This window comes from Aquabacterium sp. G14, assembly GCF_037482285.1.
In the GTDB taxonomy this organism is placed as follows: Bacteria; Pseudomonadota; Gammaproteobacteria; order Burkholderiales; family Burkholderiaceae_C; genus Aquabacterium.
In genome coordinates, this window is record NZ_JBBEYB010000002.1 from 143,796 (window position 1) to 159,809 (window position 16,014).

16 protein-coding genes are annotated in these 16,014 nt (G+C 62.2%); 7 read left to right on the plus strand and 9 right to left on the minus strand.

The window, feature by feature from the left end:
• Positions 1–2 precede the first annotated feature (2 nt).
• The gene (gene hslU, locus WIT60_RS03020; protein ID WP_339582473.1) at positions 3–1,334 is read left to right on the plus strand and encodes an ATP-dependent protease ATPase subunit HslU; all 1,332 of its coding nucleotides are present in this window, start codon (positions 3–5) and stop codon (positions 1,332–1,334) included.
• Here the strand turns inward: hslU and WIT60_RS03025 are convergent.
• The gene (locus tag WIT60_RS03025; RefSeq protein ID WP_339582474.1) at positions 1,324–2,100 is read right to left on the minus strand and encodes a type III pantothenate kinase; all 777 of its coding nucleotides are present in this window, start codon (positions 2,098–2,100) and stop codon (positions 1,324–1,326) included. The genes hslU and WIT60_RS03025 overlap by 11 nt on opposite strands.
• 237 nt (positions 2,101–2,337) lie before the next feature.
• Between WIT60_RS03025 and WIT60_RS03030 the strand changes: the two genes are divergently transcribed.
• Both WIT60_RS03030 and WIT60_RS03035 read left to right on the plus strand, forming a co-directional pair.
• The gene (locus tag WIT60_RS03030; protein ID WP_339582475.1) at positions 2,338–2,916 is read left to right on the plus strand and encodes a chalcone isomerase family protein; all 579 of its coding nucleotides are present in this window, start codon (positions 2,338–2,340) and stop codon (positions 2,914–2,916) included.
• Between the two features lie 114 nt (positions 2,917–3,030).
• Entirely contained in the window at positions 3,031–3,873 is an 843-nt protein-coding gene (locus tag WIT60_RS03035) for an HDOD domain-containing protein (RefSeq protein WP_339582476.1), read from the plus strand.
• A gap of 13 nt (positions 3,874–3,886) precedes the next feature.
• On the opposite strand, the gene WIT60_RS03040 is transcribed toward WIT60_RS03035, so the two are convergent.
• The 4 genes from WIT60_RS03040 to WIT60_RS03055 are packed head-to-tail and all read right to left on the minus strand — an operon-like array spanning position 3,887 to position 7,013.
• Positions 3,887–4,846 carry a S49 family peptidase gene (locus WIT60_RS03040; protein WP_339582477.1) on the minus strand — a complete coding sequence of 320 codons (960 nt, stop codon included), beginning with the start codon at positions 4,844–4,846 and terminating at the stop codon, positions 3,887–3,889.
• Positions 4,847–4,892: 46 nt separating this feature from the next.
• Complete coding sequence (locus WIT60_RS03045; RefSeq protein WP_339582478.1) at positions 4,893–5,270, minus strand: Rieske (2Fe-2S) protein; 378 nt, start codon at positions 5,268–5,270, stop codon at positions 4,893–4,895.
• Positions 5,263–5,946: an HAD-IA family hydrolase gene (locus tag WIT60_RS03050; protein ID WP_339582479.1), complete on the minus strand. Its 684-nt coding sequence runs from the start codon at positions 5,944–5,946 to the stop codon at positions 5,263–5,265. Before WIT60_RS03050 ends, WIT60_RS03045 begins: the two co-directional genes overlap by 8 nt.
• A complete protein-coding gene (locus WIT60_RS03055; protein ID WP_445207645.1) occupies positions 5,943–7,013 on the minus strand; it encodes an RluA family pseudouridine synthase in 1,071 nt (356 codons plus the stop codon). Before WIT60_RS03055 ends, WIT60_RS03050 begins: the two co-directional genes overlap by 4 nt.
• A gap of 411 nt (positions 7,014–7,424) precedes the next feature.
• On the opposite strand from WIT60_RS03055, the gene WIT60_RS03060 reads away from it, so the two are divergent.
• The 4 genes from WIT60_RS03060 (at position 7,425) to WIT60_RS03075 (ending at position 12,763) form a co-directional block, all read left to right on the plus strand.
• On the plus strand, positions 7,425–7,658 hold the full coding sequence (locus WIT60_RS03060) for a hypothetical protein (RefSeq protein WP_339582481.1): 234 nt from the start codon (positions 7,425–7,427) through the stop codon (positions 7,656–7,658).
• Between the two features lie 152 nt (positions 7,659–7,810).
• Positions 7,811–10,714 (plus strand): Rne/Rng family ribonuclease, encoded by a 2,904-nt coding sequence (locus WIT60_RS03065; RefSeq protein ID WP_339582482.1) that lies wholly within the window; start codon positions 7,811–7,813, stop codon positions 10,712–10,714.
• Between the two features lie 277 nt (positions 10,715–10,991).
• A complete protein-coding gene (locus WIT60_RS03070; RefSeq protein WP_339582483.1) occupies positions 10,992–11,489 on the plus strand; it encodes an AMP-binding protein in 498 nt (165 codons plus the stop codon).
• Positions 11,477–12,763, plus strand: coding sequence for an AMP-dependent synthetase/ligase (locus WIT60_RS03075; RefSeq protein ID WP_339582484.1), 1,287 nt, complete (start codon positions 11,477–11,479; stop codon positions 12,761–12,763). The genes WIT60_RS03070 and WIT60_RS03075 overlap by 13 nt, the downstream gene beginning before the upstream one ends.
• Positions 12,764–12,806: 43 nt before the next feature.
• Here the strand turns inward: WIT60_RS03075 and nagZ are convergent, their stop codons facing one another.
• Genes nagZ through recO form a run of 4 tightly spaced genes read right to left on the minus strand, consistent with a single transcriptional unit; the run spans position 12,807 to position 16,009 of the window.
• A complete protein-coding gene (gene nagZ / locus WIT60_RS03080) occupies positions 12,807–13,940 on the minus strand; it encodes a beta-N-acetylhexosaminidase (RefSeq protein ID WP_339582485.1) in 1,134 nt (377 codons plus the stop codon).
• Positions 13,937–14,341 (minus strand): holo-ACP synthase, encoded by a 405-nt coding sequence (gene acpS / locus WIT60_RS03085; protein ID WP_339582486.1) that lies wholly within the window; start codon positions 14,339–14,341, stop codon positions 13,937–13,939. The genes nagZ and acpS overlap by 4 nt, the downstream gene beginning before the upstream one ends.
• Before the next feature lie 22 nt (positions 14,342–14,363).
• Positions 14,364–15,179, minus strand: a complete 816-nt coding sequence (locus WIT60_RS03090; RefSeq protein ID WP_339582487.1) for a pyridoxine 5'-phosphate synthase — start codon at positions 15,177–15,179, stop codon at positions 14,364–14,366.
• Complete coding sequence (recO, locus tag WIT60_RS03095; RefSeq protein ID WP_339582488.1) at positions 15,176–16,009, minus strand: DNA repair protein RecO; 834 nt, start codon at positions 16,007–16,009, stop codon at positions 15,176–15,178. Before recO ends, WIT60_RS03090 begins: the two co-directional genes overlap by 4 nt.
• Between the last annotated feature and the right edge of the window lie 5 nt (positions 16,010–16,014).

Genomic DNA, 16,014 nt, shown 5'->3' on the forward strand with positions numbered 1-16,014 from the left:
CCATGAGCATGACACCCCGAGAAATCGTCAGCGAACTCGACCGACACATCATCGGTCAGCACGATGCCAAGCGCGCTGTCGCCATTGCCCTGCGCAACCGCTGGCGCCGCCAGCAAGTCGACGAGAAGCTGCGCAGCGAAATCACACCCAAGAACATCCTGATGATCGGCCCCACCGGCGTGGGCAAGACCGAGATCGCCCGCCGCCTGGCCAAGCTGGCCGATGCGCCGTTCATCAAGGTCGAGGCCACCAAGTTCACCGAAGTGGGCTATGTGGGCAAGGACGTGGACACCATCATTCGCGACCTGGTGGAGAGCGCCGTCAAGCAGGAGCGCACACACCAGATGCAGGCCCAGCGGGCCCGCGCCGAAGATGCGGCCGAAGACCGCATCCTTGATGTGCTGGTTCCGCCCCCCCGTACGGATTTCGGTATCAGCGCTCCACCAGCTGATAACACCGCGCGTCAGGTGATGCGCAAGCGCCTGCGCGAAGGCGCACTCGATGACAAGGAGATCGAGATCGAACTGAGCGACGCCAAGGCGCCGGCCGTCGAGATCATGAGCCCGGCCGGCATGGAAGACATGGCGGAGCAACTGCGCGGCATGTTCTCGCAGATCGGGCAGCAAAACCGCAAGTCACGCAAGGTGACGGTGGCCGAAGCCCGCACCCAGCTGATCGAGGAAGAAGCCGCCAAGTTGCTCAACGAAGATGACATCCGCGCCAAAGCGCTGGAGCGCGCCGAGCAAAACGGCATCGTCTTCATTGACGAGATCGACAAAGTGGCCAGCCGCAACGCCGATGGCAGCGGCGCCGAGGTGTCGCGTCAGGGCGTGCAGCGCGATCTGCTGCCTCTGGTCGAGGGCACCACGGTCAAGACCAAGTACGGCATGGTCAAGACCGACCACATCCTTTTCATCGCCTCGGGTGCCTTCCACCTCAGCAAGCCCAGCGACCTGATCCCGGAATTGCAAGGACGCTTCCCGATTCGGGTGGAGCTGTCCTCGCTTTCAGTGCAGGACTTCGAGGCCATCCTCACCCAACCCACCGCGAGCCTGATCAAACAGTATCAGGCTTTGCTGTCGGCGGAGGGCGTGACCCTCGACTTCACCCCTGAGGCCATCCAGCGCCTGGCTCAGATTGCATTCGAGGTGAACGAGCGCACCGAAAACATCGGCGCACGCCGCCTGTCCACGGTGATGGAGCGACTCCTCGATGAACTGTCCTTCCAAGCGCCGGACCTGGGTGGACAGACCCATGTGGTCGATGCTGCCGAGGTCGATCAACGCCTGGGCGAACTCGCCCGCAACGAGGACCTCTCTCGCTTCATTCTGTGATGGCGGATGCCAGCGTCAGCAAGCCCTCGAAGATGAGGTTTTCCACGACGAGAGCTGGCAGCTCGATCACATGAGACAAGCGTGACACGGCACCGCCCGACATGATCAGCAGGGGGGGCTCCCCTGTGTGAGCCTGCAGGCGGCGCAGACTGCGCTCGATGGCGCCAGCAATGGCGTCGGTACCACCACTCATCAGCGCATCACTGGTGTTGGTCGGGAAGTCTCGCACCTCCCCAGTGGGTACCTTGAGACCCGCTGTGCCGCTCTCCAAAGCACGGTACATCAAGCCAAAGCCGGGCAGGATCAAGCCACCAAGAAAACGTCCTGCCGCATCCACGGCATCCACGGTCACGGCCGTACCCACCATCACGGCAAGCACGGGAGGCACATGGTCCGGGTGAGTGCGCAGCGCATGCTGGCGCGCCCCAATGATCGCAGCCCAGCGATCTGACCCCAGCCGCTGAGGATGCTCATAGCTGTTGATCACGCCACCGGCCTCCTTGCTGGACGAGACCCATCGCGGCGTCAACCCCCAGCCCTCGACCAACTGCTCTTCGACACGACGCTTGATGGCCTCACCCGCCACCACGCAACCCAGCATGCCGGTGGGCTTGTGCATCAGATTTTTCCAGTACAGGTCCCAGAGGTAATCAATGTCCTCCAGTACCACGGCACCGTGCGCCAACAACTCGGAACCCGGCGCAGGCGTTGCGTACAGGCCCCACTTCAGGCGCGTATTGCCTATGTCAATAACCAGAAAGGACATGCATCCGTCTCGCAGAAGTAGAAACCCTGAACTCTTTGGAGTCGACATTCTGCGCCATGTCATCCTCAGAACCGGGGAAACCGTGCGGCAATATCGCCACGCCGCAACACAATTTCGGACAATTTTTCTGAGAAACCAAGGTGATATCCCGATGGATACGTGCGTCAACACGGGGCCACAATCTTTGTCACATGTATCTTGCTGGGTCGTGGATCCAGCGTATTTCCCGGAGAAACCATGAAATCCTTTGCCCGCGCCCTGATCCTGAGCACCGCCTTGGCCGCAGCCCTGCCCGCCATGGCCCTCGAAATCAAAGGCGCCAAGTTCGGTGACACCTACCAGGTCGCCAACCAATCTCTGCAACTCAACGGCGCTGGCGTCCGCGTCAAGATGGTGTTTGACGTCTACGCAGCTGGTTTGTATGTGACCAAGAAGGACAGCAACGCCGCTGGCATCATCTCCCAATCGGGTGCCAAGGGCATGCAGATCGTGCTTCTGCGTAACCTCACTGGTGAAGAGTTTGCAGAAGCCATGATCGCCGGCTTCGAAAAGAACCACAGCGACGCCGAAATGGCCAAGTTCAAGCCGCGCGTTGATGAACTGCTCTCGCTGATGAAGAGCTTCGGCTCCGTCAAGAAGGGCACCACCATCCACATGAACCTGGTTCCCGGCTCGGGCCTGCGTGTTCTGGTGGATGGCACCCAGAAGGGTCGCGACATCGCTGGTGACGACTTCTACAACGCCCTCCTGAAGATCTGGCTGGGCAACTCGCCGGTCGACTCCGACCTGAAGAAGGCTTTGCTCGGCGGCAAGTGATTGACTCGCCTCACCTCAAAAAGTGAAAAATTTGACAAGCACCGGGGCTTCCCGGCTTGTCAATATGCGGAAAACGGGGGATAAGAGGACATCAGACCGGCTTGAGGTTGCCACATGATCGACTCCCCCCTACCCAGCGTATCTGCTTGGGTGCGCGCCTTGGCAGATGCAGAAATTCCGGTTCTGCCACACGCCATGGTGGAACTGCAGCAATTGCGCGAAATAGAAGAGACGCGCGGCACGGTCGACGCCAGAACACTCGCAGATGCCATGGGCGCCAACCCGCTGATGGTGCTGAAGGTCATCGCTCACGTTTCGCGCTACTGCACGCGACTGGGTGTGGAGCCCCCCGAAACCCTGACCGGCGCAATCGTGATGATGGGCATTTCGCCCTTTTTCAACACCTTTTTGAATGCGCCCACGTTCATCGAGTGGTTCAAATCAGACCCTGAAGCAGCGAGCGGCCTGCTCAAAGTGATCACCCGCGCGCGTCGCGCCGCGAACTTCTCTCTGAACTTTGCCATCAGACGGCAGGATGAGGACGCAGGCATCCTTTACGAAGCCGCCCTGCTGCACGATTTCGCCGAGATGCTGCTGTGGTGTCACGCCCCGAAATTGGCCAAGGAAATTGACCACCTCAAGCAAGCTGATCCAACCTTGCGATCAGCTGCTGCACAAAAGGCCGTGTTGGGCACCACACTGAACACGTTGGCACATGAACTGATGCGCGAGTGGCAATTGCCGGACATGCTCATCAAGTGCACCGATGAGCGCCGCGCAAACGACCCCCAGGTTCGCAACGTCATGCTGGCCGTGCGACTGGCAAGACACTCCCGCAACGGGTGGGACGCCCCCAACGCCCAAGCCGCGCTGAAGGACGACATCGCCGGCGTCGCGCAACTGCTGACGTTGTCTCAGGATGCGGCCACGCGCCTGGTGATGGGGTTGGACGGCTGAAACAGCCTGCTGGTCAGCGAATACTGACGGATTCGCGCATGGCCTGCACGGCGCCTGCGCCAACAGCGGCACCAAAACGCTTGGCCAGACGCTCAGCCAGATTCTCTTTCTGGGTGTAGTCGATGATGTCTTCGGCCTTCACCTCATCGCGGGCAATCTGATCCAGACTGCCGAGCCTGTCGGCCAACCCCATGCTGACGGCCTGTTCGCCGTTCCAGAACAGCCCACTGAATAACTCAGGGTTGTCTTTCAGACGCTGGCCTCGTCCCTTTTGAACGACCGCGATGAACTGCCGATGAATTTGATCCAGCATGGCCTGCGCATAGGTTTCTTGCACGGGGTCACGCGGCGAGAATGGGTCCAGCATGCCCTTGTTGGCACCGGACGTCATCAAACGGCGTTCAATACCAATCTTGTCCATCACACCCGTGAAGCCAAAACCGTCCATCAACACACCGATGGATCCCACCACGGAAGCCTTGTCAACCACGACCTGATCGGCCGCCACAGCGATGTAATAGGCTGCGGAGGCGCACATCTCCTCGCACACTGCGTAGATCTTCTTTTTGTGCAGCGCTTTGAGACGAACGATCTCGTCATGCACCAAGCCCGCCTGCACCGGGCTGCCACCGGGCGAGTTGATGCGCATGACCACAGCGCGAGCGCCGTGGTCCTCGAACGCGCTACGCAGTGCGGCCATCAGGTTGTCCGCATTGGCTTCGGCATCGGTCGCGATGGCGCCACGCACTTCGACCAGCGCGGTGTGCGCAGTCACAGGCGCTTTGGCCGAAGGCACCGTCTGGAGGGTTCCAACGACGATGGACGCCGCGACGAGCAACCAGACCAGACGCCAGAACCAGCGCCAACGCTGCTCACTGCGCTGCTGCTGCAGATAAGCGCGGGCGAACTGCGTCAGCAAGGCTTGCTCGGTAGCCTTGGGCAGGTCTGGGTTGCGGGGGTCATCAATGCTCATGAAATGGCCTGAAAGGTCGGTGATGGTGCATCAAGCGACAGCTTGTTCAGAAAACAGGCTGTAGATGTTGCGAAGGATACCAATAGACCTGCCCGTCTTTCTCGGTCAGGGTGATGGCGGTCAGATGCGCCCCACGGCAAGGCCCCAAAACGCAGCGGCCGTCGGGCGGATCGTACAGCGCGCCGTGCATCGCGCACACAATGTAGCGGCCTTCAACATCCCAGAAACGCCCCGGCTGCCAGTCCATCTGAGCCGGCAGGTGAGCGCATCGGTTGAGGTAGGCCACGGCGACCGAGCGGAATCGCACCGCAAAAGCCGAAACGCTCAGCCCGTTCTCCAGCACTTCGAACATCACGGCATCCCCGCATTCCCGCAGGTCCGCAGACGCGCACAGCCACTCAGGCTCGCCCCAGGACTCAGGCATGCCGCAGCAACCAATCACGCAATTCTGCGGTCGAGTGGGCAACGAAACGAGCGGGAAAGTCGCCAAACGCAGCTGGCTCATGCGCGCCGTAGCTGACCGCGACACTGTGCGTGCCTGCGTTGAGCGCGAGTTGCAAATCGTGGGTGGTGTCACCAATCATGAGGGTGCGCTCAGGCTCTACACCGAACTCGGCCATCAACTCTTGCAACATCAGCGGATGGGGCTTGGACGCCGTCTCATCGGCCGTCCGAGTGCTGTCGAACATGCCTCGGAGCTCGACGTGGGTCAGAGCCTCGTTGAGACCCTGTCGACTCTTTCCCGTGGCCACGGCCAGCCAATGGTGGCGCGCCTTGAGCGCCTGTAGCAACTCGACAGTGCCGTCAAACAGGCTCAATTCGCCCTGCTGACGGAAATAGTGATGACGGTAGCGTTGCCCCATGGCGGGCACCTGCTCGGGCGGCAAGGTCGGGGCCACATGAGCCAGGGCATCGTGCAGCCCCAAGCCAATGACATAGGCCGCCTCGTGACGGGCCGGCACCGGTAACCCCATGTCCTCACACGCCAACTGAATCGAGCGAACGATCAGCGCGGTGGAGTCAAACAGGGTGCCATCCCAATCGAACACGATGAGGTCGTAGGCACGTGGGCGCAGGTCACCATCGTCGGAAAAGTTCATGTTCGGGCTTTCGCGGATGCGGGGTCGAACGGCACGAGCGCCGTCAGCAATTGCGCACAGTCTGCCGGCAAGGGGGCCTCCAGCGTCAAAGGCTCGCCAGTGACAGGGTGATCCAGGCGCAGATAACGTGCATGCAGAAACATGCGGGCAAACCGTCCCTCAGGCAACTGCCGACGGTCCACCCCGGCCAGTGGCTCGCTGAGGTGCCCACGCGCCAGGGCCTTGTTCAAGGTGAAGTCTCCGTACTTGTCATCGCCAACAATGGGGTGCCCCTCGTGCTGGAGGTGCACGCGGATCTGATGGGTGCGCCCCGTCTTGATGGTGACGTCCAGCAGACTGAATTCTGCATAACGTTGCACGACGTGAACGAGGCTGATGGAGCGACGCCCTTCGTCTTCGTCCTTCACCGCCATGACCCGGCGTTCCCCCTCCGGCGTGAGGAATTTGTGCAAGGACACGTCGATGACCTTGCGGGATGCGGGCCACCCACCGATCACCAAGGCAGCATAGGTCTTTTGCACCTGCCGGTTGCGGAACACATCCTGCAGGGTGGTCAAGGCACTGCGCTTTTTCGCCACCAGCAAGATCCCGGAGGTTTCCTTGTCCAGGCGGTGCACCAACTCCAGGAAGCGCGCCTGTGGCCGGGCCCGGCGCAATTGCTCGATCACACCGAAACTCACGCCGCTGCCCCCGTGCACGGCCACGCCGGCCGGCTTGTTGATGGCCAGCAGGGCATCGTCTTCGAACAACACCGGAAACTCGCGGGCGGGTACCGCGGCGGCCCGCTCGTCATTCTTTTCCGTCAGACGCAAGGGGGGCACGCGCACCTCGTCGCCCATATCCAGACGGGTGTCGGCCGCCGCCCGACCCTTGTTGACCCGCACCTCGCCGCTGCGGATGATGCGGTAGACCAGGGTCTTGGGCGCACCCTTGAGTACTTTGATGAGGAAGTTGTCGAGGCGTTGCCCGGCGCTGCCCTCGTCGATCGTGAGGCGTTGGACGGCGGCCGGCAATTCGACTAAAGGGTCCCGGGCCGGAGTTGGAGCGGGCTTGGTCACCCGCACCATCACCCCTTGCCGCGCAGGGCGAGATGAGGTTTTGCCGGAGGTTTTCCCTGCCGGTCGGGATGTGTTTTTCGCACCTATAATGGTCTTGGCCACGTTGTGAATTCGTTGTGTGTTGATATGGCTTGTGCGGTATCAGCGACAACCAACAGGCAAGACCAGAAGGCATTTTACCTTTCGAGCCGATCTGGTGGCGCTGCATGACAAAGCCCGGCGGGGTGTCCCGCCAATTGATGGTGATGCAACAACCCCGACTTGCCGGAGAAAACCACCCAAGGTGTGGTTTTGCCTCAAGGTCAAGGTTGTCAGAGCCAACGTAGATCGAACCCCAATTCAAGGTTTTCCGGGTCTCAGCGATGTCGCGGTGACATGTCACCGACGTCGCGCTGGGATCTGCGTCGAGTGACTGCCCACGTGTCCTGGCCCATTCAGCTTCTCAATCGCCTCGCCTTTGTGCCGGCTTTCTTCCAGTGGATGGAAGGGAGCGCGCCGCATTGGGTGCGCGGCGATGTGTGGCTGACGGCGCCCCCTGCCCCCCTCCTCCCCATCCAGCCGACCGCAGCGCGCATCGCGCTCGCCTGTCTGGATGGGCCTGGATGGCGGCAGGCCCGTGTCCAAGTCTCGGCGCGCGCGCCCTTGCTGTCCTGACGCCTCTCGCGTCTTGTCGGCCCCAGGCAATTCCTTCACGGTTCTAGCTCGTTGCTCGTGCATGAAAGCTGCCTCTGATCTTCGGATCAGGGGTGAGTCGAGGTTTGCCTGGCGCCATCCCGGTCGGGCCTCGCTTGGATTGTGGAGAACACATGAAGCGCATGCTGATCAACGCCACGCAGCCGGAAGAACGGCGCCTGGCCATTGTTGACGGACAAAAACTGCTCGACTTCGAAACCGAAATCGAAGGGCGTGAACAACGCAAGGGCAATATCTACAAGGCGGTCGTCACCCGCGTTGAACCCTCCCTGGAAGCCTGTTTCGTCGATTACGGCGAAGAGCGCCATGGTTTCCTGCCTTTCAAGGAAATCTCGCGCCAGTATTTCAAGGAAGGTGTCGAGGTTCGCTCGGCCCGCATTCAGGACGTGATCAAGGAAGGCCAGGAACTGCTGGTCCAGGTCGAAAAGGAAGAGCGTGGCAACAAGGGCGCCGCCCTGACAACCTTCGTTTCGCTGGCCGGCCGTTACCTGGTGCTGATGCCCAACAACCCGCGTGGCGGTGGCGTGAGCCGTCGCATCGAGGGTGACGAGCGCGAAGAGCTCAAGGAGGCGATGGACCAGCTTGAGTACCCGAAGGGCATGAGCCTGATCGCCCGCACCGCTGGCATCGGTCGCACGCCGGCCGAGCTGCAGTGGGACCTGAACTACATGCTCAAGCTGTGGACCGCCATCGACGATGCGGCCCAGGCTGGCAAGGGTGCCTACCTGATCTATCAGGAGTCGTCGCTGGTCATCCGCGCCATCCGCGATTACTTCACCGCCGACATCGGCGAGATCCTGATCGACACGGACGACATCTACGAGCAGGCCAAGCAGTTCATGCTGCACGTCATGCCCGACACGGCCAACCGCGTCAAACGCTACCGCGACGATGCCGCCCTGTTCGCACGCTTCCAGATCGAGCACCAGATTGAAACGGCTTTCAGCCGTACGGTGAACCTGCCCTCGGGCGGCGCCATCGTGATCGACCACACCGAAGCTCTGGTTTCTGTGGACGTGAACTCGGCGCGCGCGACCCGTGGCAGCGACATCGAAGAAACGGCTTTCCGCACCAACTTGGAAGCAGCCGACGAAATCGCCCGCCAGATGCGCCTGCGCGACCTGGGCGGCCTGATCGTCATGGACTTCATCGACATGGAGGACAGCAAGCACCGCCGCGAGGTGGAGCAGCGCCTGCGTGACGCCCTGCGCACCGACCGTGCCCGCGTGCAGTTCAGCTCGATCTCGAAGTTCGGTCTGCTGGAAATGTCGCGTCAGCGTCTGCGCCCAGCCCTGTCGGAAGGCTCGCACATCACCTGCCCGCGTTGCAACGGCACTGGCCACATCCGTGACACCGAGTCGTCGGCGCTGCAGATCCTGCGCATCATCCAGGAAGAGTCCATGAAGGACAACACCGCCGCTGTGCACGTGCAAGTGCCGGTGGAAGTGACTTCCTTCCTGCTGAACGAAAAGCGTACCGAGATCACCAAGATCGAACTGAAGCAACGCGTGACCGTGCTGTTGATCCCCAACAAGCACATTGAAACGCCGAACTACAAGCTGGAACGCCTGCGCCACGACGATCCGCGTCTGGAAAACATCCAGACCAGCTACTCGATGATCGAGGAGCCGGACGACGAGGTGGGCATCACCCGTCGCGAAAAGGCCAAGGCCAAGCAGGAGCCCATCATCAAGGGCGTGCTGCCGGATCAACCCGCCCCGATGGCCATGCCCCAGCACCAGCCGGTGCTGGAGGCCAACGTCGAGATTCCGCATGTGGCCCACGCACCAGCTGCACCGGTCACTGAAGCGGCTTCGGGGGGATTCTTTGGCTGGCTCAAGCGTCTGTTCGGCATGGGTACGCCTGCTGCAGAGGCCACGCCCGTGGTAACGGCGCCCACCGTGGCGCCGACCGAGGAGGCCAAGGATGCTGGCAAGGGTCAAGGCCGTGGCCGCCGCGAAGGTCAACGCCGCGGCGAACGTGGTGAACGCAGCGAACGCGGTGAACGTGGCGGCGAAGGCCGTCGCGGCGAGCGCCAAGGTGAGCGTGGCGAAAAGGGCGAAGGCCGCCAAGGTCGTCGCCAGCCACGCGAAGACCGTCCGGTGAATGCAGAAGGTGGCGTTGACGCCTCCCGCACCGAGGACGCTGCACGCGAAGGTGGCCGCCGCAGCCGTGGTGGTCGCGGTGGTGAGCGCAATGGTGAACGCACAGCCATCAACCGTGAGGCCATCGCAGCGGAGGCGCAAGCGTTGGCCGCGGACCAAGTGTCGGTCGAGGGTGCCACCGCCTCGGAAGCTGAACGTGAAAATGGCCGCCGCCGCCGCCGTGGTGGTCGCGGCCGAGCCGAGCGCGATGATGCACAAGGCCAGCTGGAAGGTCTGAACGCTTCCGAAGCCGGGAGTCAGGACACCGAGAACGCTGTCCAGGCGCCGGTCGACCAAGTCGAGGCCGCAGAAGGCGAACGCCGCCGCCGTGGTGGCCGTGATCGCAACCGTTCTGAACGAGCACCTCGCACCGAAGGCGTGGCGAATGAAGCAGAGGCCATGCGTGCTGACGTGCTCACCGAGGCGGTGAGCACTGCGACACTGAACGTACCGACCGCGGCCGGTGCGACAGAAGAGACGGTTGCGCAGGCATCAGCCCCGGCTGCGACGGCTCCTGTGGAAGTTGCTGTGGCCTTGGCACCGGAAGCTCCTGCGACCGAGGTCAGCATTGCCCCCAGCACCGATCCTGGCGCACAAGCCGAGGTGCCCGCCACCATGATGGAGGCACCGTTCGTGCTTCCACTGGCGGATCTGGAGGCGATTGCCCGCAATGCCGGACTGGAGTGGGTGAACTCGGATGCGGACAAGATCCGCGCCGCTCAAGAGGCCATTGCAAACGAACCCAAGGCCGTGCATGTCCCACGTGAGCGCAAACCCCCGGTTCAACTGGACGAGGGCCCTCTGATTCTGGTGGAAACACGCAAGGACTTGAAGGACGTCGTGCTGCCTTTTGAGGAGCAGGCTTCCGCCTGACGACTTGATGCTGGAGGGCTCGCCCTCCGTCACGCGAGCCCGGCCTTGGCCGGGCTTTTCGCATTTGGGCCCCCAGCCTGTGCTGCCAAAGGGTTTTACCTATTAGACAATCAATTGACGCATACGTCACCTTGGTTTTTAATGAATCAAACCCAAGGAGGCATGCGTGGCCCATTCTCGAGCAATTCCATCCGGCGAGCATATCCAACGCCAGACATTTCATGCCAAGGCGAGCGACCGGACGGACCCTTTGGCTGGCTTCGTCCCGCCCCCCGTGGTGCTGCAACGTACTGCCGCGCGACTCTCGGACAAACCGGCCTACTTCGTGCGTGGTCCAGAGCGTTGGGAAGGGACATCGTGGCGCGAGTACGGCCTACAGGTCCGACAAGCAGCCCGCGCGCTGATCAGCATGGGCGTTCAGCGCGGTGACGCCGTTGCCATTCTCAGCTTCAACCGGCCTGAGTGGGCCATCACCGCTTTTGCGGCCATGTCGATTGGCGCCAAGCCTGCTGGTATTTACTGGACCAGCTCGGTCGACGACATGGCCTACGTTCTGAACCACTCGAAGGCCAAGGTGCTGATGGTGGAGAACGCTGAGAGGTTGGCGGGCGTTCAGGCCTGCGCAGGTCGCGTGCCCCACCTGCGCCAGGTGGTGATGTTCAAGACGGCCCCCCCTCCTCCGACTTACCACTGCCTCAATTGCCGTGGTCCGGTTTCCTGGCCTCGTCTCAAACCGTCCCGGATGAGATCTTGGATGCGCGCATGGCCGAGCTAAATCCCGACGACATCGGCACCCTCATTTACACCTCGGGCACGACAGGACCATCCAAAGCGGTGGCCCTGAGTCAGGGCAATTTGTGGTGGATGGCGACCACCATGGTCAAGATCTGCGAGGCCAATGAGAACGAGCGATTGATCTCCTACCTCCCCATGGCCCACGCGGCCGAACAGATGGGCAGCATGCACAACCAGGCTCATGCGGGTTTTCAGCTTTACTACGCCAGCAGCATGGAATCGCTGGGTGACCATCTCAAGGAAGTCAAGCCTACGGTCTTTTTCGGGGTGCCTCGTGTCTGGGAGAAGATGCAAGCGGCCATCGAAACGAAGTTGGCGGCTGCCACCGGCTTCAAGGTCCATATGGCGCGTAGGGCACTCGGCGTAGGCCGGGCCTGGCATGAGCGAGATCTGGCCGGACAACCTGTGGGGCCATGGTTGTCCTTACAGAAAGGTTTGGCACGACGCCTCATCTATCGCAAAGTACATGAAGCGCTTGGCTTTCAACACGCACGGATTCTGAGCTCTGGCGCTGCACCGATTGCCCCGGAGAGTCTGTCATTCTTTACCGGGCTGGATCTGGTTGTACGGGAGTTGTATGGGCAATCCGAGGTGAGTGGGCCGTCCACCATGAACCTCGACGGTGCCACACGCATGGGCTCGGTCGGCCGGGTGATCCCAGGGATGGAAATTCGCGTGGCGCCGGATGGTGAACTGCTGGTGCGCGGCCCCAATGTGTTCAAGGGCTACATGGGACAGCCTGAGGCGACGGCCGAGACCATGGACGGTGACTGGCTGTTGACCGGTGATCTCGGGCGCGTGGACGAGGATGGCTACGTCTACATCACCGGACGCAAAAAGGACCTCATCATCACCTCGGGAGGCAAGAACATCTCGCCTGGCAACATCGAGGCTTCGCTGATGGACACCCACATGATCGAGCATGCCGTGGTGTGTGGTGACGGGCGCAACTACCTGACCGCCCTGGTGACACTGGACGCTGCGGCACTGGCCGCATTCGCCAAGAACGAGAGAATCAGCGGCGGCGACAAGCTGCTCACCCATCCCCGGGTCTTGGCACAGGTACAGGCAGAGATTGACCAGGTCAATGCCAAATTGACGCGGGTGTGCCAGGTGCGCAAGTTCACGATCTTGCCCACCACACTCACCGTGGAAGCAGGTGAACTGACTCCCACGCTCAAGGTGAAACGCAAGGTCGTGATGGAGCGTCAGCGCGCGCTGATCGATGCAATGTACGCCAACGGCAATCACTGAGGCGACTCAGTTGGGTCGCCTCTGGCCCACAGGCAGATCTGCGTCAGCGTGGCAACTTGGCAAGCGCCTGCTGATACTGAGGCAGGTGCATCAGGTCGTCCCATGGGAAGGGCGCCGTCTGCGGGAGCAGATCAAGGCGACGCGCCTCGCTGTCGGGGCTCAGTTCCCACTCACCACGAGCCAGGGCATTGGTCAGGCCGTCTAGCAGCTCATCCACGGCCTTGCCACCATTGAGCGACTGGTTGCACAGCAGCACCATGTCGCACCCGGCATTGAGGGCAGCAATGGCACCCTGGGTATGGTTGCCCGCCACGCTGGCCCCCTCCATGCTCAGGTCATCGCTGAAGATGGCCCCCGTGAAGCCCATCTGCCCCCGCAGGATGTCTTGCAGCCAACGCGGCGAGAAGCCGGCGGGCAGGCTGTCGACCTTGGGGTAGATGACATGAGCGGGCATGACGCTGGTCAGCGAGGTGCTCATCCACTCGTAAGGCTTGGCGTCGTCGGCCAAGATGGCTTTGAGACTGCGCTTGTCCACCGGAACGTCCACGTGGGAGTCCGCCTTGACGAAACCGTGGCCAGGGAAATGTTTGCCGCAGTTGGCCATGCCGGCCAGCAGCAGGCCGTGCATCACGCTCTTGGCCAGCACCGTGACCACGCGGGGGTCGCGGTGAAAGGCTCGGTCACCGATGACGCCGCTTTCACCCCAATCCAGGTCAAGCACCGGTGTGAACGTGAGATCGACACCGCACGCGCGCAACTCGCTGGCCAGTACGTAGCCACAGGCCGTGGCGGCGTCGGTGGCCTGCATGGCCCCTGCACCCTCCCCACCCTTGCCGTCCTTCATCCACATCTCACCCAGGCGGCGCATCGTGGGGACATGTGTGAAGCCATCGGTCTTGAAGCGCTGTACACGACCGCCTTCGTGGTCCACGCAGATCAGCACATCCGGGCGGATGGACTTGATCTCGGCGCACAGTGCCGTCAGCTGGGCTCGTGAGGCCCAGTTGCGCGCAAACAGGATCAAACCGCCCGTGAGCGGATGCGCCAGGCGACGACGATCGTCGTCATTGAGGCTGAGGCCTTCGATGTCCAGCACCACCGGGGCATGCAGCACGGCGTCGTGATCGTCATGAACAGAGTGGGCGGCGACGGACTTGGATCGTTTGCTGGTGCTCATGTTGCAGAAGGAAGTAGGTCGATGACCACGAAGGCCAGGGCATGGTCGCCCTCGTCGGACAAAGAAAGGTGCGCACACCACGACCGGCTGGCAAACCAGTGGGCGAGCTCACCGCTGAGTTGGAAATGGGGTCGTCCCCGTTCATCGCTGACGACCTGGCAATCATGCCAGTTCATGGGGTGCCTCACACCCAGCCCAATGGCTTTGGCAAACGCCTCTTTGGCCGCAAAGCGGCTGGCCAGATAGCGGGAAGCACGTTGTACGTGAGCCTGGCGACGCTCCGCGTACACCTGTTGCTCGGCGTGACCAAGAATGCGACGCGCAAAGCGCTCTCCCAGTCGCACCTCAGCCGCCTCGATGCGGCGCACGTCGCACAGGTCGGTTCCAATGCCCGCAATCATGCTGGATTCAGCCTTGCCCGGATCAAGCGGGCGACGACTTGCGCGCGCGGATGGCCTCGGCCTTGAAATCGGCAATGGCCTGACGCAGGCCCACGAACACGGCATGACCGATGAGCGCGTGACCAATGTGCAACTCGGCCACGTCTGGCAAGGCCGCCACCAAGGCCGTGCTGCTGACGTGCCCGATCTGCCCGGGCTCACTTTGCGTCAAGGCCAAACCATGACCGGCATGGGTGCGCAGGCCAAGGCTGCGCGCAAAGCGCAAGCCTTCCTGGATGCGCGTGAGTTCGCGCTGGAGGCCAGCCTGATCAGCATCCCACCAGGCATGAGCCAAGGGGCCCGTATGGAGCTCCACACAAGGGGCCCCGGCCTTGGCCGCGGCTTCGATCTGCACCGGGTCGGCACCGATGAACAAGGAAACCCGGCTGCCAGCGGCAGCCAGTCGCGCACACGCATCCTGAATACGGTTGAACTGACCTGCCACGTCCAGCCCACCTTCCGTGGTGACCTCCTGGCGACGCTCGGGTACCAGACACACATGCTCGGGCGCCGTGCGCTCGATGATGTCCAGCATCTCGTCCGTCACGGCCGCCTCGAAGTTCAACGGCACAGCAATGGCCTCTTTCAGGCGGACGACATCTTCATCACGGATGTGCCGGCGATCCTCACGCAAATGGAAGGTGATGATGTCTGCTCCCCCCTCCACGGCCAACAGCGCGGCCGCCACAGGATCCGGAAAACGCCCGCCACGCGCATTGCGCAAGGTGGCGACATGGTCGATGTTCACGCCCAGCAAGGGGGCGTCCAGAGCGGTCAGTTGGGAGCCGGAGAAGGTCATGATTGTTGGAGTTCCATCATCAGCTGGCGTGTGCGCAGCGTCTGGGAACCGAGATGATAGTGAATCAGCGCACGCAGCACGGACTTGAGTTCGGACAAAACCGGCATGCAGGCTGCCATCAAAGACGGCACAGCAGAGGGTACCGGGCTTGAGGGCCGCAAATCAGAGTGAGCCGTCAGTGCATCGGGTTGCGGTACAGGGCGGGACAGCGCGGCTTCCATGTGCGCCAGCACCCCCCCATCGATCACCACCGGCCCGCCCCCGGGCTCACCGACCCAACGTGCCGCCAGCACCCCCAACTCAGGGTGGACTTCGTAGCGCTGACCGGCGAGCACAGATTGCCCATTGACGGTTTGGGCAGACAGGTCTGGCAAGTGCCCTAGTTGACGCAACAAAATGAGCTCGAAGGACCTCAAGGCCGCTTGCAACAAGGTCGGATCGGCCATGGCCTGCAGCGTCTGAGCGTAAGCGTCGAACAAGGCCGGATGCGGATCGTGTCGCACCATCAGGCGCATCAGCAACTCGTTGAGGTAAAAACCAGGCAGCAAGGCGCCACCACCCGGCCACGCAGGTCCGCCGGCCCACTCAGCCTGACGCAACAGCCACACCTCTGCATCTTCGGAGCGCTTCACGCCGAAGCTCACCACCAGACGCTGAAACGGCATCAAGACCGGGCGCAACTGGGAATACGGTCGCTTGGCTCCTTTGGCCACCGCCACCACGCGGCCATGGTCGCGCGTGAACAGCTCCAGAATCAGACTGGACTCACTCCAGTCGTGACTGTGCAGCACATACGCGGCGGTACCGGGGCGCGAAGCGGCGCGGGCCATGGTGA

Bases quoted from the DNA above. Each gene is read 5' to 3' on its own strand.
- hslU (WP_339582473.1), top strand. From the start codon at position 3: ATGAGCATGACACCCCGAGAAATCGTCAGCGAACTCGACCGACACATC.
- WIT60_RS03025 (WP_339582474.1), bottom strand. From the start codon at position 2,100: ATGTCCTTTCTGGTTATTGACATAGGCAATACGCGCCTGAAGTGGGGC.
- WIT60_RS03030 (WP_339582475.1), top strand. From the start codon at position 2,338: ATGAAATCCTTTGCCCGCGCCCTGATCCTGAGCACCGCCTTGGCCGCA.
- WIT60_RS03035 (WP_339582476.1), top strand. From the start codon at position 3,031: ATGATCGACTCCCCCCTACCCAGCGTATCTGCTTGGGTGCGCGCCTTG.
- WIT60_RS03040 (WP_339582477.1), bottom strand. From the start codon at position 4,846: ATGAGCATTGATGACCCCCGCAACCCAGACCTGCCCAAGGCTACCGAG.
- WIT60_RS03045 (WP_339582478.1), bottom strand. From the start codon at position 5,270: ATGCCTGAGTCCTGGGGCGAGCCTGAGTGGCTGTGCGCGTCTGCGGAC.
- WIT60_RS03050 (WP_339582479.1), bottom strand. From the start codon at position 5,946: ATGAACTTTTCCGACGATGGTGACCTGCGCCCACGTGCCTACGACCTC.
- WIT60_RS03055 (WP_445207645.1), bottom strand. From the start codon at position 7,013: ATGGTGCGGGTGACCAAGCCCGCTCCAACTCCGGCCCGGGACCCTTTA.
- WIT60_RS03065 (WP_339582482.1), top strand. From the start codon at position 7,811: ATGAAGCGCATGCTGATCAACGCCACGCAGCCGGAAGAACGGCGCCTG.
- WIT60_RS03075 (WP_339582484.1), top strand. From the start codon at position 11,477: ATGGCCGAGCTAAATCCCGACGACATCGGCACCCTCATTTACACCTCG.
- nagZ (WP_339582485.1), bottom strand. From the start codon at position 13,940: ATGAGCACCAGCAAACGATCCAAGTCCGTCGCCGCCCACTCTGTTCAT.
- acpS (WP_339582486.1), bottom strand. From the start codon at position 14,341: ATGATTGCGGGCATTGGAACCGACCTGTGCGACGTGCGCCGCATCGAG.
- WIT60_RS03090 (WP_339582487.1), bottom strand. From the start codon at position 15,179: ATGACCTTCTCCGGCTCCCAACTGACCGCTCTGGACGCCCCCTTGCTG.
- recO (WP_339582488.1), bottom strand. From the start codon at position 16,009: ATGGCCCGCGCCGCTTCGCGCCCCGGTACCGCCGCGTATGTGCTGCAC.